Raw genomic sequence first — 19,892 nt, 5'->3', positions numbered from 1 at the left:
GGGGGTCTCGTCGGGTGCGGTGGACGGGCTCGCTCGGCGGGTCAGGACGCGCGGCGTCCCACCCAGTCGGCCAGGGCATGCAGGGTATCGGGGCGGGGCACGCCACCGGCGCGCAGGGCCTCGTGGGCGCGCTCGAGGGTGGCGTCGGCATACGACTGTGCGGCGGCCAGGCCCATGAGCGACACGAAGGTGGGTTTGTCGGCGGCGGCGTCCTTGCCGGCGGTTTTGCCCAGGGTGGCGGAGTCGGCCGTGACGTCGAGGATGTCGTCCACCACCTGAAACGCCAGGCCAAGACAGGCGCCGTAGGTGCTGAGCGCGTCCATCCGCGGCGGCGGCGCCGAGGCCGTGGCAGCGCCCATGAGCACGCTGGCTTGCAGCAGGGCGCCCGTCTTGCGGCGGTGCATCGCCTCCAGCGCCGGCTGATCCAGCGCCACGCCCACGCTGGCGAGGTCGACCGCCTGCCCGCCAGCCATGCCATCGGCACCGGACGCCAGCGCCAGGCGCCGACACAGCTCGGCCGACAAGGCCGGGCTCACACTGCCATCGCCTGGCACAAGCAGTTCAAACGCCAGGGCCTGCAGCGCGTCGCCCGCGAGCAGGGCCTGCGCTTCGCCATATTTCACATGCACCGTCGGCTTGCCCCGACGCAGCACGTCGTTGTCCATGCACGGCATGTCATCGTGAACCAGCGAGTACGCGTGGATCAGTTCCACCGCGCACGCCGCCCGCATCGCGGCGTGTGGTTCGCCATCCAGCGCTTCCGCGGTGGCCAACACCAGCAGCGGCCGCAGCCGCTTGCCGCCATCGAGCACCGCGTAGCGCATGGCTTCGCCGAGGCCGGCTGGCGCGTCGGCTGGCACCCACCGCGACAAGGCGGCTTCCACGGCCGACTGCTGGCGCGTGCGCCACGCGCCGAAAGCCACAGCGTCGTACCCACCGGCGTCGTGCAGGCGGGCGTTCATGTCGGCTCCCAGGGTTTGAGGGTGCTGCCTTCGAGCACCTGGATCTGCTGCTCCACGGCCTGCAGCCGGTCGCGGCAAAACGCCAGCAGCGCCGCACCCCGCTGGTACTGACCCAGCAACTCGTCCAGCGGCAACTGGCCACCGTCCAGGCGCGCCACCAGCTGTTCGAGTTCAGCCAGCGCGGCTTCGTAGCTGGGCGCCACAGGTGTCGGCTCGGCAGGGGATCGGGAGGAACGGGAGGTCATGGAGGCCCGGGGGACAGGGATACCCCGGAGGGTGCCACAAAACCGGCGATTTTAGCGAGCCCACCCCGTGCGGTTGCACCACGACGGTGCGCCACCGACGCACCAACGAAGTGCCACACCGCCGCGCGGTGCCGCCCGCCCGACGGCCCCCCGGTCCACCCCCCGGGGGGTACAATCCCGCCTCTTTTTTTCTGACTGACGGGCCTCACCCGCCCGGAGGGACGCACCACTTCACCCATCCCGCGCGAATTCGTCTGACGAGCACAGCGCTTCCCTGCCCCTTCATAGGGGGAGTCTTCAGGTCCAGGACGCCATGTCTGATTTGAGTCTTCAACTGCAGCAGGCCACAAGCCAACTCCCGGTGTCGAGCTACTTCGACCGTGCGCTGTTCCAGCGCGAACTGGAGACGATCTTTCAGCGCGGGCCCCGCTATGTGGGGCACGCTCTCTCGGTGCCGAACGTCGGCGACTACCAGACCCTGCCCCAGGAGGGCGAAGGCCGTGCGCTGCTGCGCACGCCCTCGGGCATCGAACTCGTGTCCAACGTGTGCCGCCACCGCCAGGCGGTGATGCTGCGGGGGCGCGGCAACCTCGCGCAGCAGAAAGCCGGTCATGCCGGCGGCAACATCGTCTGCCCGCTGCACCGCTGGACGTACAGCGGCGCCAACACCCCATCGGGTCAGGGTCCGGCCGGCCAGCTGCTGGGCGCGCCCCACTTCTCGCACGACCCCTGCCTGAACCTGCGCAACTTCGCGCTGCGCGAATGGAATGGCCTGCTGTTTGAAGACAACGGCCGCGACATCGCCGCCGACCTCGCCGGGCTCGGCCCGGCGCAGGCACTGAACTTCGACGGCATGGTGCTCGACCACGTGGAACTGCACGAGTGCCACTACAACTGGAAGACCTTCATCGAGGTCTACCTCGAGGACTACCACGTCGGGCCGTTCCACCCGGGGCTGGGCAACTTCGTGACCTGCGACGACCTGCGCTGGGAATTCAAGCCCGAGTACTCGGTGCAGACCGTGGGCGCGCAGAACCTGCAGGACAAGGCCGGCAGCCCCACCTACCAGCGCTGGCACGAGGTGCTGATGGCCTACCGGCAGGGGCAGCTACCCGAACACGGCGCCATCTGGCTGACGTACTACCCGCACATCATGGTGGAGTGGTACCCGCACGTGCTGACCGTGTCCACCCTGCACCCGATCAGCGTGGACCGCACGCTCAACATGGTGGCCTTCTTCTACCCGGAAGAGATCGCCGCCTTTGAGCGCGAATTCGTCGAGGCACAGCGCGCGGCGTACATGGAAACCTGCGTGGAAGACGACGAGATCGCCGAGCGTATGGACGCGGGTCGCAAGGCGCTGCTGGAGCGGGGCGACAACGAGGTCGGCCCGTACCAGAGCCCGATGGAAGACGGCATGCAGCACTTCCACGAGTGGTACCGGCGCCAGATGGGCGACGCCCTCGCCGGCTGACCACGGAGCGCGTCATCGCCCGCCGCCCCGGTCTGCCCGCCCGTCCCTGCCCCCGGCCACGCCGCGCGCGCGGCCGGCTTCTCGGCGCCTGAACGATGCAAGCCGCGTGGATGCTGCTCGCCTCTCTGCTGTTCGCCAGCATGGGGGTGTGCATCAAGTTCGCCTCGGTGTACTTCAACACGTTTGAAATCACCTGCTACCGGGGGCTGGTGGGCGTCGTGTTTCTGCTGGCGATGACCCGGGCGCAGGGCGTGAGCCTGGCCACGCGCGTGCCAGGCATGCACGTGTGGCGCAGCGTGGTCGGCACGATCTCGCTGACCGCGTGGTTCTACGCGATCGCCCTGCTGCCGCTGGCCACCGCCATGACGCTGAATTACATGAGCAGCGTGTGGATCGCCACCTTCCTGCTGGGTGGCGCCCTGCTGTTCCAGGGCAGCACGGCCATGCGCGTGCAAAGCCCGCTGTTCCTGACCATTCTGGCGGGCTTTGGTGGCGTGGTGCTGCTGCTGCGACCCACCTTCGCCGGCGAGCAGGCGCTGGGTTCGCTGATCGGGCTGATGTCCGGTCTGTTCGCGGCGCTGGCCTACCTGCAGGTGGCGGCGCTGTCGCGCGCGGGGGAACCCGAAGGCCGCACGGTGTTTTATTTTTCGCTGGGCGCGGTGGTCGCCGGCGGCGCGGGGATGGCGCTGCTGGGCACGAGCCCCTGGCCGGGCGCGGCCGCCTGGTGGCTCTTGCCCATCGGGGTGCTGGCGGCGCTCGGACAGCTGTGCATGACGCGCGCCTACGCCAGCGGCGCCACGCTGCTGGTCGCCAACCTGCAATACGCCGGCATCGTGTTCGCCGGTCTGTACGGCGTGTTCATCTTTGGCGACCTGCTGCCCCTGACCGGCTGGCTGGGCATGGGCCTGATCGTGGTCAGCGGCATCGCCGCCACCATCCTGCGCAGCCGGGCCGTGCCCCGCGCGCCGGCGGAAGACCACTGAGCGCGCTCCGGGGAAATCCCGGGGAAAACCGGTGGCGCGGTGGGCCCCTTGCCGCACAATCCGCGCATGCTGTCACCCCTGATCTCGGCCGGCGAACTCCGGCAACGCCTTGACCGCGGCGATCGCCTGCGCGTGATCGACTGCAGCTTCGACCTGACCGACCCGGGCGCCGGCCGGCGGCTCTTTGAGTCCGAGCACCTGCCCGGCGCTGTGCACGCCGACCTGGACCTCGACCTGAGCGACAAATCGCGCGGTCCCACCGAGGGCCGTCATCCCCTGCCCGCCCGCGAGGCGTTCGCGGCGCGCGCGGCGGCGTGGGGCATCGGTGATGACACCGAGGTGGTCGTCATGGACCGTGCGGGCATCGCGTTCGCTGGCCGGCTCTGGTGGATGTTGCGCTGGTGTGGTCACGCCGCGGTGACCATCCTCGACGGCGGGCTGGCCGCTTGGAAGGCGGCGGGCGGCCCGGTGGCGACGGGCCCGGCGCACCCGGCCAAACGCGCACCGGAACCGGCGCGATTCACGCTGCGGCCCGCGCTGGAACAGGCCATCGACACCGCGGGCCTGCTGGCGCGGGTCGGGCAACCCGGCCTGGCGCTCATCGACGCGCGGGCGGCGGCGCGCTTTCGGGGCGAGGTCGAACCGCTGGACCCCGTGGCCGGCCACATCCCTGGCGCGCTCAACCGCCCCTTCGGCGACAACCTGTTGCCCGACGGGCGATTCAAGCCGGCCGAGGTCTTGCGCGCCGAGTTCACCGCCCTGCTCGCCGGGCGCGACCCGGCCACGGTGGTCCACCAGTGCGGCAGCGGCGTGAGCGCCATCCCGAACCTGGTGGCCATGGCGATCGCCGGGCTGGACCGCGGCACCCTCTACCCGGGCAGCTGGAGCGCCTGGTGCCACACCCCGGGGACGCCCCGTGCCCGCGGCTGAACCGAGCCGCCGCCCGGTGCGTGTGCCGGGCCAGGAAGAGGCTGCCCAGCGCGCCACGCTGCGCGCGATCGCGCTGTCCATCGGGGTGGTGTCGCTGGTGGTCATGGCCATCGACATGGTGCTCGCTCCCGCCGGGGAAAGCGAGGCGGGCGTGGCGGCGTTCATGGCGGTAGTCGCGTGGGCGGCGTGGTTCCTGCTGCGCCGCGGCCGCTGGCCGGTGATGCCGGTCGCGGCGGTGATCGTGTTCGGCGTGCTGATCACGGCCATCCTGTCGGTGCTGTCGTTCGGCTCGGTGCGCACCGCGGTCAATTTCCTGTTCGTCGGCGCCGTGGCCGGCGCCGGCGTGTTTCTGGGGCGGCGCGCGCTGGTGGTCACGGTGCTGGGCTGCATCGCGATGCTGGGCATGCTCACCTGGGCCGAGATGGGCGGGTGGCTCGGCAAGGCGCCCGACTTCAGCGTCGGGTTGCGGGTGTGGATCACCCAGGCGGCCTCGCTTGCGGTGATCGGCACGATGGTCTATCACAGCCGACAGGCCACCGGCGATGCCCTGGCCCGCGCGCACGAGGAACTGGAGCACCGGCGGGCGGTGGCGGCCGAACGCGACCGCAGCCTCGACCGCTTCGCGCGCATCTTTCGCACCAGCCCCAGCCCGATGCTGGCGCAGTCGGCACACACCGGGATGATCCTGGACACCAACCCCGCGTTCGAACGGGTGTACGGCTACCGACACGATCAGGTGGTGGGCAACGACGACCGGTTCCTGTGGGCCGATCCGGCCGAGCGCGCCCACTACCGGCAGCGCCTGCTCGACGAGCGCAGCGTGGAGAACTTCCGCTGCCGCGGACGACGGGCCAACGGCACGGTGTTCGAGACCGTGATCTCCAGCGTGATGGGCGAAGACAGCGACGACAAGCTGGTGATCACGACCGTTTCTCCCGTGAGCGAAGAAGCCATGGCGCTGGAGCGCTTGCGCCGCTCCGAGGAGCGTTTCGCCAAGGCCTTCAACTTCAGCCCGCTGAACATGACGATCACGCGCCTGAGCGACGGCGCCTTCATCGAGGTCAACCGCTCGGAGGACCGGGTGCAGGGCTATGCGCCGGAGGAGCTGCGAGGCCACACGTCGGTGAGCATCGGCGCCTGGCTCACCCCGGACGACCGCGCGCGCTTCGTCGAGCAGCTCCAGCGAGATGGCCGGATCGACGGCTACGAGACGCAGATGCGCCACCGCGATGGCTCGCTGGTGGACTGTCGGCTGTACGCCGAACTGATCGAGGTCGAAGGCGAGCCTTGCATCCTGTCGGCCACGATGGACGTGCGCGAGGAAAAGCGCCGCCAGCAACAGCTGCTGCAGGTGGCGCGCGGCGTGGCCAGCGCGACGGGCGAGGCCTTCTTCCACGCGCTGGTCAAACACCTCGCCGAGGCGGTGGGCGCCGATCGGGTGGTGGTGGGCGAAACCGAGGGTGCGCATGTGGTGAACACGCTGTCGGTCTGGGGTGGCGGCGGCCTGGTGGCCAACCACCGCTTCGACAAGCGGCCCACGCCCTGTTTCATCACGCTCCAGCGCGACGGCTTGTTCGTCTGCGAGAGCGGCCTGTCGGCGCGCTTTCCGCGCGCCGCCGATGGGTTCGAAGCCTACGCCGGCCAGGCGCTGCGCGACGCCAGCGGCGCGCCGGTGGGCGTGGTGTTTGCGCTGTGGAAATCGGCCACGCGGGTCAACGACGACCGCCGGGCCCTGCTGTCGATCTTCGCCAGCCGCGCCCAGGCCGAGTTGCTGCGGCTGCAGCGCGACCGCGAAATCCGCCGGCTCAACGAAACCCTGGAGCAGCGCGTGCGCGAACGCACGGCCGAGCTGCAGGCCCTCAACGCCGAGCTCGATGCCTTCGCCTATTCGGTCTCCCACGACCTGAAGTCGCCGCTGCGCACCATCGACGGCTTCACCCGCCTCCTGCAAGAACAGCTCGGGGACCGCCTGACACCGGACGACCAGGCCTTGCTCGACCGGGTGCTGTCTTCCACCCAGCGGATGTCGTCGATCATCGCGGACCTGTTGTCGCTGGCGCGGGTGAGCCAGGGCACGCTGGCCTGCGAGTGGGTCGACATCAGCGCCCTGGCCAGCGAGGTTCTGGCGGTCGTCCAGGAGCGTGAGGGCGCAACCGGGCTGCAAGCGCAGGTGTCACCCGGCCTGCGTGCGTGGTGCGACCCCCGGCTGGCCCGGCTGGTGCTGGAAAACCTGCTGTCCAACGCGGTCAAGTACAGCCGCAAGCGACCCGACCCGCGGGTCGAGGTCGTCGGCGAGCAAACGGGCGCGGTCCACTGGCTGGCGGTGCGCGACAACGGCGTGGGCTTCGACATGCAGTTCGCCGACCAGCTGTTCAAGCCGTTCAAGCGGCTGCACCTGGCCAGCGAGTTTGAAGGCACGGGCATTGGTCTGGCCACGGTGCGTCGGATCGTGGAGCGCCACGGCGGCGCCATCGAGGCCCGCGCCCGCCTCGGCGAAGGCGCCGAGTTCCGCCTGCATTTCGGACCCGACCCCGGCGCCTGATCCCGCGCCCGGCCGGCGGAGATTCAGTGCGCCTGGTCCCAGTTGGCGCCCACCCCCACCTCGGCCAGCAGCGGCACTTTCAGGGACGCGACACCGGCCATCAACCGCGGCACTTCGCGGCGGACCCAGTCCACTTCGGCCTCGGGCACCTCAAACACCAGTTCGTCGTGCACCTGCATGATGATCCGGGTTTCTTTGCGCTGCGCATCGATGGCCTGCTGGACCGCCACCATGCTCAGCTTGATCAGGTCGGCGGCGGTGCCCTGCATGGGGGCATTGATGGCCGCACGCTCGGCACCGCTGCGGCGCGGGCCATTCGGGCTGTTGATCTCGGGCAGGTAGAGACGGCGGCCGAACACCGTCTCCACGTAGCCCCTGCTCTTGGCACTCTGGCGCGTGTCGTCCATGTAGCGCTTGACGCCCTCGAACCGCTCGAAATAGCGCTGGATGTAGTTCTTCGCCGCGGTGTTGTCGATGCCCAGCGCCTTGGCCAGGCCAAAAGCGCTCATGCCGTAAATGAGGCCGAAGTTGATGACCTTGGCATAGCGGCGCTGCTCGCTGCTGACCTGCGCCACTTCCACGCCGAACACCTCGGCCGCGGTCGCGCGGTGCACGTCCTGCCCTTCGTGGAAGGCGCGCAGCAAGGCCGCGTCCTCGCTGAGGTGGGCCATGATGCGCAGCTCGATCTGCGAGTAGTCGGCGCTGGCGATCACGTGGCCCGCGGGCGCCACGAAGGCTTCGCGCACGCGCCGCCCCTCCGGTGTGCGGATGGGGATGTTCTGCAGGTTCGGGTCGTTGCTGGACAGGCGCCCGGTCACGGCCACGGCCTGCGCGTAGTGCGTGTGCACGCGGCCGGTGCGCGGGTGCGCCATCTGCGCCAGCTTGTCGGTGTAGGTGCCCTTGAGCTTCGAGAGGCTGCGGTGCTCGAGGATCTTGGCCGGCAGCGGGTAGTCCTCGGCAAGCTTTTCCAGCACCTCCTCGTCGGTGCTGCGCGCGCCGGTGGCGGTCTTCTTGATGACGGGCAGACCGAGCTTGTCGAAAAAGATCTCTCCCAGCTGCTTGGGGCTGCCCAGGTTGAAGGGCTGGCCCGCAATGGCATAGGCCTCCTGCTCCAGCGCCACGATGCGCTGGCCGAGTTCGTGGCTTTGCGCGGCCAGCGTGGGGCCGTCGATCAGCACGCCGTTGCGCTCGATGCGGTAAAGCGTCTCGCTGCTCTGCATCTCGAGTTCGTAGATGAACTTCAATTTCTCGTCGGCCTGCAGCCGTGGCCACAGCACGCGGTGCACATCCAGCGTCTGGTCGCTGTCCTCGCACGAGTACTCGGCGGCCTTGGCCACATCCACCTGGGCAAACGGAATCTGGTGCGCGCCCTTGCCGCACAGGTCTTCGTAGCTGATGCCCTTGCGCCCGGTGTGGCGCTCGGCCAGGCTCTCCAGGCTGTGCGGCTTGTGCACCTCGAGCACGTAGCTTTGCAGCATGGTGTCGTGCGCGTAGCCCTGCACCTCGATGCCGTGGTTGGCGAACACGTGGCGGTCGTACTTGATGTGCTGGCCGAGCTTGTGCCTGGCCGGGTTCTCCAGCCACGGCCTGAGTTTCGCGAGCACCTCGTCGAAGGGCAGCTGCTCGGGAGCGTCCGGACCGGCGTGGCGCAGCGGGATGTAGGCGGCCTCGCCGGGCTCCACGCTGAACGAAATGCCCACGATGTCGGCCACCATCTCGTCCAGCGAGGTGGTCTCGGTGTCCAGCGCCACCAGTTCGGCCGTCTCGATCCGGGCCAGCCAGCGGTCCAAGGCTTCCCAGGTCAGCACCGTCTCGTAGCGCCGCTCGCGCGCCGGCGCGACCACCGGCGCCGGCTCGTCGAACAGGCCCGGCGCGGCGGTCGGCGCCGGCGCCGCCTTGGCCGCGGCGCGGGCGGCCAGGCCCTTGAATCCGTAGCGCTCATAAAAGGCCTGCAGCGCCTCGTGCTGGGGGTCGCCCGCGCGAATCGCCTCGAGCGCCGGCAGACCCGGGACAAAGCCGTTCAGGTCGCAGTCGGTCTTGATGGTCAGCAGCTGGCGGCCGGTGGGCAGCCAGTCCAGCGCCTTGCGCAGGTTCTCGCCGGCCACGCCCTTGATCTCGTGCGCGCGGGCCACGAGCGCATCGAGCGAGCCGAACTCCTGCAGCCACTTGGCGGCGGTCTTGGGCCCCACTTTTTCCACGCCGGGCACGTTGTCCACCGCGTCGCCCACCAGCGTCTGAAAGTCGATCATGCGCTCGGCCGGCACGCCGAACTCGGCCAGCACGCCGGCGCGATCGCGGCGCTTGCCGCTCATCGTGTCGATGATCACGATGCGGTCGTTGACCAGCTGGGCAAGGTCCTTGTCGCCGCTGCTGATCACCACGTTGAGGCCTTGAGCCGCCGCTGTGACGGCCAGCGTGCCGATCACGTCGTCGGCCTCCACGCCGGGCACGTCGAGCACCGCGAAACCCAGCAGCCGGACCACCTCGTGGATCGGCGGGATCTGGGCGCGCAGGTCGTCGGGCATTGGGGCGCGGTGGCCCTTGTAGTCGGGGTACAGCGCGTCGCGGAAGGTCGGTCCGGAGGCGTCGAACACGCAGGCCACATAGGCCGCCGGCACCTCCTTGCGCAGGCTCTCCATCATGTTGACCATGCCACGGATCGCGCCGGTGGCCGGGCTCGCGGGATCGCCGGGCACGGCCCGCAGGTCCGGCATGGCGTGGAACGCCCGGTAGAGGTAGCTGGAGCCGTCGATCAGCAGCAGGGTCGGGGCGTTGGGGTCGGGGGTGGCGGGGGTCGCGGACATGGCCGCATTGTCGGGGAAAGCGTCCGGGCGACCGGACGCCATCCGGCGCGCGCCGCCCCCGCTGCCTACAATGGCGGGATGCGCCGCTCCACCCCCTCCCTGCTGGCCGCCAGCGCCCTGGCCGCGTGGCTGGCCGGCGCCCCGGCCCACGCCCAGACGCCCTCCGGCAGCCCGACCGCCCCCGCTTCGACCGCGCCCACCGACACGCCGCGTGTCGTACCCGGTCCGGGCGACCGCATTGAGCGGATACGCCACGAAGACGCCCTCACCCGCATCGACGAGTTGCGCGTGGGCGGACAGACCCAGAGCATCGAGGTGCAGCCCAAAAACGGTGCGCCCGCCTACCAGGTGGCACCCGCCGGCGGTGCCAATGCCCCCGGCGAAACCGGCGGCCGGGCCACCGGCAATGCCGGCCGAAGCAGCTGGCGCCTGATGAACTTCTGATCGCGACTCGCATGGCCGTCTACACCGAGGTCCGTTTCGACGAGGCCGCCGCCCTGATCGAACGCCTGCAACTGGGCACCCTCACCGAGCTGCGCGGCATTCAGGGCGGCATCGAAAACACCAACTACTTCGTCACCAGCGAGCGCGACGGCCAGACGCTGGAGCATGTGCTCACCGTGTTCGAGCGGCTGGGCTTCGAGCAGCTGCCGTTTTACCTGCACCTGATGAAGCACCTCGCCGGTCGAGGTATCCCGGTCCCCGGGCCGGCGGCGGACGCGCGCGGCGAGATCCTGCACAGCCTGCAGGGCAAGCCGGCGGCGGTGGTGGACAAGCTGCGCGGGCGCAGCGAGCTGGCGCCGGGCGTCGCCCACTGCGAAGCGGTGGGCGCGATGCTGGCGCGCATGCACCTGGCGGGTCGCGACTATGAGCGCGAGCAGCCCAACCTGCGCGGTCTGGCGTGGTGGAACGAGACCGTGCCGGTGGTGCTGCCGCACCTCACGCCCGCGCAGGCCGCCCTCATCCGCAGCGAACTGGCCTTCCAGAACCACACCGCCGCTGGCAGCGCATACGCCGCCCTGCCCCGCGGGCCGATCCACGCCGACCTGTTCCGCGACAACGTCATGTTCGAAGACGGCCGACTCAGCGGCTTCTTCGATTTCTATTTCGCCGGCACCGACACTTGGCTGTTCGACCTTGCCGTGTGCCTGAACGACTGGTGCGTGGCCATTGCGCCCGACGACGACGCGGTCGACGGCCGGCCCGACCGCGCACGGCACGACGCCTTCCTCGCCGCCTACGAATCGGTGCGGCCGCTCACCGCCGCCGAACGCACGCTCCTGCCCGCGATGCTGCGCGCAGGCGCGCTGCGCTTCTGGCTTTCGCGCTTGTGGGACTGGCACCTGCCCCGCGAGGCCGCGCTGCTCAAGCCCCACGACCCGCGTCATTTCGAGCGTGTGCTGCGGGCCCGGCTGCCGGCCCATGCTCACCTCGAGACCACCGACGCTTCTGCCCTCGCATGAAACTCCGCTACAACCCCGCCTCCACCGGCCTGGCCTGGGTGAAGCTCGGCGTGCGTACGTTCTTCCGCCAGCCCCTCGCGCTGGCGGGCCTGTTCTTCATGTTCATGGCCACGCTGTCGGTGCTGTCGATCATTCCGCTGCTGGGCACCGCGATCGGCGTGGCGCTGGTGCCGGCCGCCACGCTGGGCCTGATGGCCGCCACCCGCGAAGCCGAAGCCGGGCGCTTTCCGATGCCCTCGGTGCTGATCAGCGCCTTCCGCCACGGCGCAGAGCGCCGCCGCGACATGCTCATGCTGGGCGCGCTGTACGCCGGTGCCTTGCTGGTGGTGCTGGCCCTCGGCGCCCTGCTGGCCGGCGCACCGCCAACGGCGGGCGAAGGCGGCGAACTCACCCCGGAGATGGTGCGCGAGGCCTTTGACCGGCCCGGCGTGTGGCTGGCAATGCTGCTGTACGTGCCGGTGCTGATGGTGTTCTGGCACGCGCCGGCGCTGGTGTTCTGGCACCGCGTCGCACCGGTCAAAAGCCTGTTTTTCAGCCTCCTGGCCTGCTGGGCCAACAAGGGAGCGCTGCTCTTCTTCACGTTGGGCTGGGTCGGCGTCTTCATGGTGGCTGGCCTGTTCCTGGGTCTGATCGCCTCGCTGCTGGGCGGGACCGAAGGCATCAGCGTGGCGCTCTACCCGGCGGTGCTTCTCATGGCGGCCATGTTCCACACCTCGATCTGGTTCACGGTGCGCGACAGCTTCGACACGGAAGACGCCACCGCGCCGGCGCCCTCCGACAACCAGGCCGGGTGAACCACCCGGCCTGCCGGCCGGATCGGGATCACAACTTGGCGGTGGAGGGGAGCTGGGCCAATTCTGTCTTCGCGGCCGCCAGCAGCTTGTCGACGCCCTCCACCCATGCCTCGACCACCTTGGCGTGGGCATCCAGCTTCATGCGGTGGAAGGGCACGCCGTCGATGTCATCTTTCTGCATCCCGAGTTGTTCGACCAGGCGCTGGACCGGACGGTTGCCCTCCAGATAGGTCAACACCACATCGGTCGCCCCGCGCTTCATCAGTTCACCGACCAGCCAGCCCGACAGGTCCTTGATGAGTCCCCCCCGCGCGGCAGGCAGCGCGCTGATCGACACTTCAAACACCTTCGAAGTCGGCCCGCCTTCCGGGTTGATAACCACAAACACCAGCAAGGTCTTGTTGGCATCGTCCCAGCCGCCAAAGAATGCACCTTCGCGGTTTTTCATGGCGCGGCGCAGCGTGTAGTCGATGTAGCCCGACACCCAGGCTTCCCCGCGGGCGTCTTTGGGCGAGCCAAAGCGCAGATAGAAGTCATTGGGGTCGAGGGCCAGACAATGGGCCTTGATGGCTTCGAGCTGGGTTGCGTTCAGGGGTGTCATCTTCATGGTCATGCTCCGGGTGATTGACGTGGGGATGGCGCGGGCGTGTGGGAATCACGCCTGCGCCGATCTCACGGTAGAGCCCGCCGCGCCCGGGCGGAAGCCACCCGTCCGCCGGGGCGAGGGTGTCTGGCCCAGGGTGTGCGCCGCACCCGCCAATCCCTGAATCACCCGGACCCGGCGCAAAGCCGGGCCTTACAGCTTGGCCGACGCCGCGAGTTCTTGCCTGGCGGCGGCAAGCAGCTGGTCCGTGCCCTGGATCCACGCTTTCAGTATCTCGACAGCCGGCGCGAGCTTCATGCGGTGGAACGTGATGCCCGAGATCTTTTCCTGAGTCATGTTCAGCTGCTCCACGAGGCGCTGGACAGGGCGGTTGCCCTGCATGTAGGTCAATGCCACGTCGGTGGCCTTGCGCCGCTCCAGTTCGCCCGCCAGCCAGCCCGAGAGATTGGCCATCAGCCCGCCCCGGGCGGCCGGCAGCGCGCTGATCGCCACCTCGACCACCGTGGACCCCTTCCCCCCCACGGGCGCCAGCATCACCACCACTTGCAAGTCCTGGTGAGCGTCATCCCAGGCGCCGTAGAAGGTGGCAAAGGTGTCCTTCATGGCATTGCGCACGGTGAGATCAATCGCCCGCATCAGGCGCTGCTCACCCCTCTCGTCTTTCTCCAACCCAAACCGCAGATAAAAGTCCTCGGGGCTCAAAGCGCTGAAATGCCGCTTCACCGCATCGGTGTCGCTGGCGACCAAAGCTGTCATCTTCATGGTGTGTCTCCAAACATCCCGGGGATATGGACAAACCCGGCGCCCGAAACCGGGATCCTTCGTGCGCTGGCACACACAGTAAGTCCCCGCAGCCCGTCAAAGGCCCCCTTGGGCTGTTGGGGTGGCGGTGAAGGGGGTAGGCCAGGCAGCGCAGGCGGTCCGGGGGCGAGGGCCCGAGCACGCGCCCGCCGCTGGACGCCGCAAAAAAGAGGAGCCACCAACGGTGGCTCCTCTGATTCAACGAATGCCCTCCCTGCGGGCAATCGCAGCCCGGGAATCCGAGCGAAGGCTGTCACTTGAACATTCGTGACACGGTGCGGCCGCGCCCGCCCTTCTGCCATCAATCGACCAACCCACCCAGTCGACTGATGTGGTCGGGCGCCGCAGGGCCCCAAAACCTAGCGTGGGTGACGAACCGGCTTGTCAACGCCAGCGCCCATGCCGAATGCGTCACCCAGGAGGTCAAAGCTTGGCGCCGCCGATCAGCCAGCTCCGCAGTTGGTGATCCAACTCAGGCATCTCTTTGTTCAGTGCGGGAGCTGTCAGCCCAACGCCATGAGCGCTTTCAAATGGGAACTGGATCGTGTTGATCTTGGCCCCGAATTTGTAACCAATCAGGCCGGTTTCATTGATCGCATACTCGGTGAAGATATCGTCATTCGGCGCATAAATGATCATGATCTGAAGAGGCTTGTCACGCTGGACTTTAGCCTCATCCTCCACCATGTCGAGCGCTGCAAATGAATCAATGGTCCGCAATTGCCAGAGCAGGGTATTGTAGTCCGTAGCATTAATGAGTCTGCCGAGCTGACCAGCAAATCCCTGAGCAGCCTTACTGGAATCCGCCAATTTTTTGGCCAAGGCATCTGAAATCAAACCGCTATTGTCAATGGTAGTTATGCCCAGCTCCTTGGACATTGCCTCATAGTATTCATCCAACTGATCCCAGACCAGGTGCTTATTCAGAGGAAACTGGCATCGATACCAGAATTCACCAAGCACTTGCTTCAGGGTATCTGGCTGGAAGGGTACCGGCTTATGCGTTTTCGGATCCATGGAATAGTAATTGCCACCGTTCCAATGAGGATCATTCTCCAGCATGGAGACCCATTTCCGGGCGAGTTGACGGGTCTTCCTCGGCAAGGAGGCCCCACCGGGGACCATCAGAACCATCTTGTCGACGAACTTCAGATCGTCTGTCAGCATGTGCCACGCCTGAAGCGAGCCCATGGATGCCCCTGCGACCACATCCACGTGATGGATGCCCATCGCAGCGAGTGCCTTTTTCTGGATCGTGGCGTAGTGAGTAAAGCCGAAATTAGGAAATGCACTGCCATATGGGGCCTTGGTTGCCGGATTCAGAATATGGGGACCAAATGACCTGCCGATTAACGGCCCAAAACTGACGATATAGTGGGTGTCCGTGTTGAAAGCATTACCAGGGCCAATCAGCGGCTCCCAGTAGCCAGTGCCCGTTGTACCCTTGGGATCATAAAATCCAGCGGCGTGCGCACTGCCGAGAAAGAACGGCAGGATCACAATAACAGGCTTATCAACTTTATGGGCATCCTGCCGTGTTCCGTAGGTTTCATATTCGAGAGTGGCGCTTGGCCATGTGCCACCGTGGCCTTGACAAGGAATATCCTTGACCTCAATTTTTTGAAGGGTCACATGAAAGTTGTAGGGCATGACAATCTCCTGAAATGGACAAACCGACCGAAAACTTATCGGGCGGAAAGTCAATCTACTGGGAAAACATGCCGTTGGGATCAACCTGCGTATTCAGGCCCAGTGAATCAACCCTAGGGTGCATCAATGGTTGACAACCTGCGGTGTTACTCACTTGACCTCGATCCGCGGAGTGATTGACGGGATTTGACCCATGGCGTTGGCGCCAATATCACCCCGGCAATAAAAAGGGGATGGAGATGGCCTGTCTCGCCCCAGAAGCGCGATACGGGCGCCCGAGGTCCTGTTGTCGGCAAGCGGTTGGCGTTGAGGTCGATCAGGCGGAACGGATGGGGCGAGGCGCAGCGAGCGCCCGCAGTCACGAGGCGCCTCCAGGCCGCGGGCTACCAACGACCGTCGCCCTGAAATCGCCCGGTGTGCGGCACCGAGGCGCCCCGATGGAGGCAGCGACAGCGCTCAGAGGCGCGCGCCTGGGTTCGACCGAACTGCCTTGAGCAGGACGTCGAGTTTCGTCAGGTAGGTGGCCACCATGTCGTCGTGCAGCTTTTGCAGATCGAACTCGAAGAAGACCACAGCGCCCTGGCGAAGCTTGGCCGCGCCAACGCTCTTCGTCACCGCCGCCACGGCGGCGTTGTCGATCAGGTACATGCCTTCGGCGACCTTGAATTTCTGAGCCAGCATCAGCTTGACCAGTTCGCCGGACACCTCGGCGGTGGCCCCGCCACGGGCGGACGCCAGCGCACTGATGCCCACCTCGCCGCGCTCAGGCTTGGCGGGGTCGTTCGCCCCGAACGACACGATGAGCTCGAGGTGGCGGTGCGGGCTGCCGTTCCACACGCCGTACCACGCGCCGCGCTTCAACATGCCGGCCGTCCTGGTCTTCACGCGGTCCCGGTCGTTGTTTCCAGCCGAGGCGAAGCGCAGGTAGTAGTCGCCGGGGCTGAGGGCCATGAAGTGATCGACCATGGCGTCGATGTCTTTGTCGGTCAGTTGTTCCAGTTTCACGGTGAACTCCAATGGGTGGGTGTCTGCCGGAAAGCCGCTCTCAAGATCCGCTCTTGAGGCGTTCCGGTGTGGACCAGCTTAGCCACGCGGGCGGGCTTTTCTGACCCTCTCCTGCGCCAGCGCTAGTGCCGCCGAACCACCCGCGGATGGCGTGGCGCTGCCCGGAAAGGCCCGGTCGCATCACGAGGCCCCGGGCTTCCAGAAGGCCGGCGCATCGGGCGGCTGCGCGGTACCGCCGCGGACCGCGGCGTTGAGGCACGACGGCTCCTCGCGTCAAGCGAGCCAGTGGCGGGCCCGCGTTCCCGATCCGAGGCCAGGGCAACCGAGCTCAGAGCTTGGCGCCGGCGGACTTCTGCGAGGCCCGCACCGCCGCCAGCAGTTCATCGAGTTTCTTCAGCCACACCTCCGCCACGGGCGCGTGTGACGTGATGTTCAGCGTGCCGAACATGACGCCACCGCCTTGACGCACGTCGAAGCCGTGGCGGGCGGCGATGGCGGCCACCGCGGCGTTCTTGTTCTCGTACATCAGGGTGAGCTTTTGGTAGCCGCGCTTGAGCAACTCCGGAATCAGCCAGGTCATGACCTGGCTGGTCAAGCCACCGCGCGCCGACGGCAAGGCACTCATCGAAAACTCGGCGACGGTGTGGTCTTGCGGCGAGGGGCTGTGGAAGCTGCCCAGGTACACCAGTGTCTTGTGTGACTCGTCCCAACCGCCGAAGTGCTGCAGCGTGGGATCTTCATGAGCCGCTTGCAGGAACCCGGTGGCGAAGTTGACCAACTGATCGTGGGTGATTGGGCCGGTCATGCCAAAACGCATGGCCCGGTCTTCCTCGGCCAGAGCGGCCATGTGCGCAGCCACGGCGTCCCGGTCGGCCATGGTCAGGAAGGTGATGGCGGCCAGTTTGCCGCCGGACTGGGTGTTGGGATGCATGGTGTTTGCTCCTGCTGTGGGTGTTTGGGGTACGTACCGCTCGGAAGCCCTGGCGGCATCTGCACGGTAGTGCCCAAACCAGCCCACGAACACCGCTGCGGCGCCGGGGGCAGTGGCGCGGGCCGAGCCTGTTCGAGCGATGGACAGGCGCGCCAAAAGACGAACCCCAAGGCCCGGCGGGGCCTTGGGGTTCAGGGAGAGGGCCGTTGGGTTCTGCGCCCGATGCGGCCCTGTCTGCCTCCACCGTGCCTTGGCGCGGCAGAGGCGGACGATCAGACGCCGATCACACCGCCGTCCGTGCGGGTGATGGCAATCGTGGCCGAGCGCGGGCGGTTGCCCGGGCCGTAGGCCGCGGCGCCGGCGTTCGACGGCCACTGGCTGGTGTGCGTGAAGTCGGCATTGGCGCCCAGCGCGGCGGTGTTTTCGCCAGGGTGCTGGATGTTCACGAACAGGGTACGCCCATCGGCGGTTTCGGTGATGCCGGTCACCTCGCAGCCCGGCGGGCCGACGAGGAAGCGGCGCAGCCGCGCTTCGCCGAGCACCGCACCGATGAAGGTCTGCTCGGTGCCGGTGTTGCCACCCAGGCTGTTGTTGACGGTGACGGTGCGGCCATCGCCGACCTCGCCCGGGATGGCCGCCAGCAGCATGCAACCGGTCACATCGGTGTACGCGCCGTCGTCGGTCTGGATCCAGCAGATGCCGGTGGCCGGGCTGAACCAGAGGCCGTCGGGGGAGGAGAAGTCGTTGGCGGCCGTCAGACCGGACAGGTTGATCCCAGCGCCCGCGTCTTCTTCGGCACCGAAGAGGAAGATGTCCCAGGTGAAGGTGAGGGACGAGGACTTGATCGCGCCGTTCTCGCGCAGGCGAATGATGTGGCCATTGGGGTTGCCGCTGCGGGTGCGGCCGTCGTTGTCGGCGTAGGCGCGGGGGTTGGCCGCGTCGGTGTTGGCCACGGTGCGCGAACCGTTGTTGGTCATGGTGAAGTACACGTCGCCGTTGCGCGGGTTGATGGCGCCCCACTCCGGGCGGTCCATGCGCGTGGCGCCCACGGCGGTCGCGGCCCAGCGGGCGTTGACCAGCACGTCGGCCTGGTTGGCGAAGGTGTAGGTGGCAAATCCCGAGATGCGCGGGTCGGTGATCGTCAGTTCGATCCACTCGCCGGTGCCGTTGTCGTCGAAGCGTGCCACGTAGAGACGACCCTCGTTGAGGTACTTGTCGCCCGCGGCCATGCCGCCGCCCACGTCGGCCGCGCTCCAGCTGGCGGTGGACACGTACTTGTAGACGTACTCGTTCTGCGAATCGCAGCCCATGTAGAAGGCCAGAGGCTGGCCGGCCACCGGGATGCTGCACACCGCGGCCTCATGGGCAAAGCGACCCATGGCCACGCGCTTGGCCGGCTGAGCGGTCGGGTTCAGCGGGTCGATTTCCACGTTGTAGCCGAAGGTGTTGGGCTCGTTGCGGAAGTCGTCGGCGGCCGTGGCGCCGGTGGTGGCGATGTCCCAGCGGGTGAAGCGGTTGTCGCCGCCGGTCACGCTGTACCAGCCCTGCGAATTGCGGTTGACCGGCGCGGTCGTGCTGAAGGCCGTGGTGGGCACGCCGTAGCGCTGGCGGCTGGCGATCTGGTTGGCCGTCAGGCCCGTCGGCGCCACCGAGTTGTTGAAATAGAACGCCCAGTTCTCTTCGCAGCCCAGGTAGGTGCCCCACGGGGTCTTGCCATGGCCGCAGTTGTTCAGGGTGCCGCGCGAGGTCGCGCCGGTGGTGTCGTAGGCGGTGACCATGAACTGCTGAATCTGGGCCAGATGGGCCGCGGGGCCGGTGATGCGCATCACGGTCTGCGCGGTCACACGGCGGTTGAGCGGCGCATCCACCACGTACTCCCAGCGGCCGGTGGTGCTGTTGCGGCGCACCTCGGCGATCGACACGCCGTGGTGGTTGATCTCCTTGAGGACTTCGAGCTGCGGACGCGCGCCGCCGTTCCAGCCGCTGCTGCCGCCGAACTGGCTGAATTTCAGGCCGTCGGTGCCGCCGGCGGTCTGGCCGCGCGGGTGGAAGAAGTGCGCGTCAGCCGAGCTTTCGTGGTTGACGGCCAGCACGGCGCGGGCGGTCGCCGTCGGGCTGTAGCGGTTGCTGCCGTCCACATAGAACAGGTCCATGCCGTCGTGGTGATCACCCACCCGCAGCGACCAGTCGTCGGTCTCGGCGCCGGTGTTGGAGTAGGCCGCCACGCTGCTGTTGAGGCGGTCGCCGGTGGCGTGGACCACGGTGTAGGTGTAGCCCGGCGGCAGGGTGACGGCATCGAGCGTGTTCTTGGCGACGGCGGGGAAGCCGAGCGTCGTGCTGCGCGGCGTGGCCGGGGCGGGCGCGGCGTCACCGCCGCCACCGCAGGCGGCGAGCATCGGGATGCTGGAGAGGGCCGCCAGGCCCACGCCGCCGCGGATCAGCTGGCGACGCGAGAGTTCGCTGCGGGCGAGTACGTCCTGAAAGTGCTCGGTGTCGGACGGGTTCTGGTTTTCGACGGGATGGTGCGCCATGGAGAAATGCCTCGCGGGTTACGGACGGGGGTATGTGTACGGCGCGAAGTCTGCAAACACCGTATGACGGCGCCGTGACGCCGTTCATCCCCGATCCGAGCCGTCGGACACGTCCGATCGTCACCGCGCTGTCATCTTCCGGCGATAGCTCCGCCGACTCTCGCAGCTATCAA

Annotated in this window: 16 protein-coding genes; 7 read left to right on the top strand and 9 right to left on the bottom strand. The window is 67.8% G+C overall.

The features are described 5' to 3' along the window. Nucleotides 1-41: 41 nt before the first annotated feature. Nucleotides 42-962, bottom strand: a complete 921-nt coding sequence (locus tag AC2D80_RS03480; protein WP_484631584.1) for a polyprenyl synthetase family protein — start codon at nt 960-962, stop codon at nt 42-44. Then, nucleotides 959-1,207 (bottom strand): exodeoxyribonuclease VII small subunit, encoded by a 249-nt coding sequence (gene xseB, locus AC2D80_RS03475; RefSeq protein ID WP_484631583.1) that lies wholly within the window; start codon nt 1,205-1,207, stop codon nt 959-961. The genes AC2D80_RS03480 and xseB overlap by 4 nt, the downstream gene beginning before the upstream one ends. A gap of 313 nt (nt 1,208-1,520) precedes the next feature. Between xseB and AC2D80_RS03470 the strand changes: the two genes are divergently transcribed. From AC2D80_RS03470 to AC2D80_RS03455, 4 genes are all read left to right on the top strand, one after another. Then, nucleotides 1,521-2,681, top strand: a complete 1,161-nt coding sequence (locus tag AC2D80_RS03470; RefSeq protein WP_484631582.1) for an aromatic ring-hydroxylating oxygenase subunit alpha — start codon at nt 1,521-1,523, stop codon at nt 2,679-2,681. A 95-nt stretch (nt 2,682-2,776) separates the two neighbouring features. Beyond that, nucleotides 2,777-3,664: a DMT family transporter gene (locus tag AC2D80_RS03465; RefSeq protein WP_484631581.1), complete on the top strand. Its 888-nt coding sequence runs from the start codon at nt 2,777-2,779 to the stop codon at nt 3,662-3,664. Nucleotides 3,665-3,730: 66 nt separating this feature from the next. Next, complete coding sequence (locus AC2D80_RS03460) at nt 3,731-4,594, top strand: sulfurtransferase (protein ID WP_484631580.1); 864 nt, start codon at nt 3,731-3,733, stop codon at nt 4,592-4,594. Next, nucleotides 4,581-7,136, top strand: a complete 2,556-nt coding sequence (locus AC2D80_RS03455; protein ID WP_484631579.1) for a PAS domain-containing sensor histidine kinase — start codon at nt 4,581-4,583, stop codon at nt 7,134-7,136. The genes AC2D80_RS03460 and AC2D80_RS03455 overlap by 14 nt, the downstream gene beginning before the upstream one ends. 23 nt (nt 7,137-7,159) lie before the next feature. On the opposite strand, the gene polA is transcribed toward AC2D80_RS03455, so the two are convergent. Next, nucleotides 7,160-9,940, bottom strand: coding sequence for a DNA polymerase I (gene polA, locus AC2D80_RS03450; RefSeq protein WP_484631578.1), 2,781 nt, complete (start codon nt 9,938-9,940; stop codon nt 7,160-7,162). A gap of 78 nt (nt 9,941-10,018) precedes the next feature. On the opposite strand from polA, the gene AC2D80_RS03445 reads away from it, so the two are divergent. Genes AC2D80_RS03445 through AC2D80_RS03435 form a run of 3 tightly spaced genes read left to right on the top strand, consistent with a single transcriptional unit; the run spans nt 10,019 to nt 12,197 of the window. Continuing rightward, nucleotides 10,019-10,384 carry a hypothetical protein gene (locus tag AC2D80_RS03445; protein WP_484631577.1) on the top strand — a complete coding sequence of 122 codons (366 nt, stop codon included), beginning with the start codon at nt 10,019-10,021 and terminating at the stop codon, nt 10,382-10,384. Nucleotides 10,385-10,395: 11 nt separating this feature from the next. Then, entirely contained in the window at nt 10,396-11,403 is a 1,008-nt protein-coding gene (locus AC2D80_RS03440; protein ID WP_484631576.1) for a homoserine kinase, read from the top strand. Continuing rightward, nucleotides 11,400-12,197, top strand: a complete 798-nt coding sequence (locus AC2D80_RS03435) for a BPSS1780 family membrane protein (protein ID WP_484631575.1) — start codon at nt 11,400-11,402, stop codon at nt 12,195-12,197. The genes AC2D80_RS03440 and AC2D80_RS03435 overlap by 4 nt, the downstream gene beginning before the upstream one ends. Nucleotides 12,198-12,225: 28 nt before the next feature. Here the strand turns inward: AC2D80_RS03435 and AC2D80_RS03430 are convergent, their stop codons facing one another. The 6 genes from AC2D80_RS03430 to AC2D80_RS03405 all read right to left on the bottom strand — a co-directional run bounded on the left by AC2D80_RS03430 (nt 12,226) and on the right by AC2D80_RS03405 (nt 19,719). Then, a complete protein-coding gene (locus tag AC2D80_RS03430; protein WP_484631574.1) occupies nt 12,226-12,804 on the bottom strand; it encodes a hypothetical protein in 579 nt (192 codons plus the stop codon). Nucleotides 12,805-12,993: 189 nt separating this feature from the next. Continuing rightward, entirely contained in the window at nt 12,994-13,563 is a 570-nt protein-coding gene (locus AC2D80_RS03425) for a hypothetical protein (protein WP_484631573.1), read from the bottom strand. 462 nt (nt 13,564-14,025) lie between these two features. After that, nucleotides 14,026-15,252, bottom strand: coding sequence for an alpha/beta fold hydrolase (locus tag AC2D80_RS03420; protein ID WP_484631572.1), 1,227 nt, complete (start codon nt 15,250-15,252; stop codon nt 14,026-14,028). Between the two features lie 456 nt (nt 15,253-15,708). Beyond that, nucleotides 15,709-16,257, bottom strand: a complete 549-nt coding sequence (locus tag AC2D80_RS03415) for a hypothetical protein (protein ID WP_484631571.1) — start codon at nt 16,255-16,257, stop codon at nt 15,709-15,711. 328 nt (nt 16,258-16,585) lie between these two features. Then, nucleotides 16,586-17,188, bottom strand: coding sequence for a hypothetical protein (locus AC2D80_RS03410; RefSeq protein ID WP_484631570.1), 603 nt, complete (start codon nt 17,186-17,188; stop codon nt 16,586-16,588). A gap of 272 nt (nt 17,189-17,460) precedes the next feature. Next, complete coding sequence (locus AC2D80_RS03405) at nt 17,461-19,719, bottom strand: PhoX family protein (RefSeq protein ID WP_484631569.1); 2,259 nt, start codon at nt 19,717-19,719, stop codon at nt 17,461-17,463. Between the last annotated feature and the right edge of the window lie 173 nt (nt 19,720-19,892).

It is taken from the genome of Hydrogenophaga sp. T66, assembly GCF_057219855.1.
Note: the sequence above shows the minus strand (reverse complement) of the source record. Positions and strands in the feature narration are given on the sequence as shown.

Bases quoted from the DNA above. Each gene is read 5' to 3' on its own strand.
- AC2D80_RS03435 (WP_484631575.1), top strand. From the start codon at position 11,400: ATGAAACTCCGCTACAACCCCGCCTCCACCGGCCTGGCCTGGGTGAAG.
- AC2D80_RS03440 (WP_484631576.1), top strand. From the start codon at position 10,396: ATGGCCGTCTACACCGAGGTCCGTTTCGACGAGGCCGCCGCCCTGATC.
- AC2D80_RS03470 (WP_484631582.1), top strand. From the start codon at position 1,521: ATGTCTGATTTGAGTCTTCAACTGCAGCAGGCCACAAGCCAACTCCCG.
- AC2D80_RS03405 (WP_484631569.1), bottom strand. From the start codon at position 19,719: ATGGCGCACCATCCCGTCGAAAACCAGAACCCGTCCGACACCGAGCAC.
- AC2D80_RS03460 (WP_484631580.1), top strand. From the start codon at position 3,731: ATGCTGTCACCCCTGATCTCGGCCGGCGAACTCCGGCAACGCCTTGAC.
- AC2D80_RS03430 (WP_484631574.1), bottom strand. From the start codon at position 12,804: ATGAAGATGACACCCCTGAACGCAACCCAGCTCGAAGCCATCAAGGCC.
- xseB (WP_484631583.1), bottom strand. From the start codon at position 1,207: ATGACCTCCCGTTCCTCCCGATCCCCTGCCGAGCCGACACCTGTGGCG.
- AC2D80_RS03445 (WP_484631577.1), top strand. From the start codon at position 10,019: ATGCGCCGCTCCACCCCCTCCCTGCTGGCCGCCAGCGCCCTGGCCGCG.
- AC2D80_RS03410 (WP_484631570.1), bottom strand. From the start codon at position 17,188: ATGCATCCCAACACCCAGTCCGGCGGCAAACTGGCCGCCATCACCTTC.
- AC2D80_RS03425 (WP_484631573.1), bottom strand. From the start codon at position 13,563: ATGAAGATGACAGCTTTGGTCGCCAGCGACACCGATGCGGTGAAGCGG.
- AC2D80_RS03480 (WP_484631584.1), bottom strand. From the start codon at position 962: ATGAACGCCCGCCTGCACGACGCCGGTGGGTACGACGCTGTGGCTTTC.
- AC2D80_RS03420 (WP_484631572.1), bottom strand. From the start codon at position 15,252: ATGCCCTACAACTTTCATGTGACCCTTCAAAAAATTGAGGTCAAGGAT.
- polA (WP_484631578.1), bottom strand. From the start codon at position 9,940: ATGTCCGCGACCCCCGCCACCCCCGACCCCAACGCCCCGACCCTGCTG.
- AC2D80_RS03465 (WP_484631581.1), top strand. From the start codon at position 2,777: ATGCAAGCCGCGTGGATGCTGCTCGCCTCTCTGCTGTTCGCCAGCATG.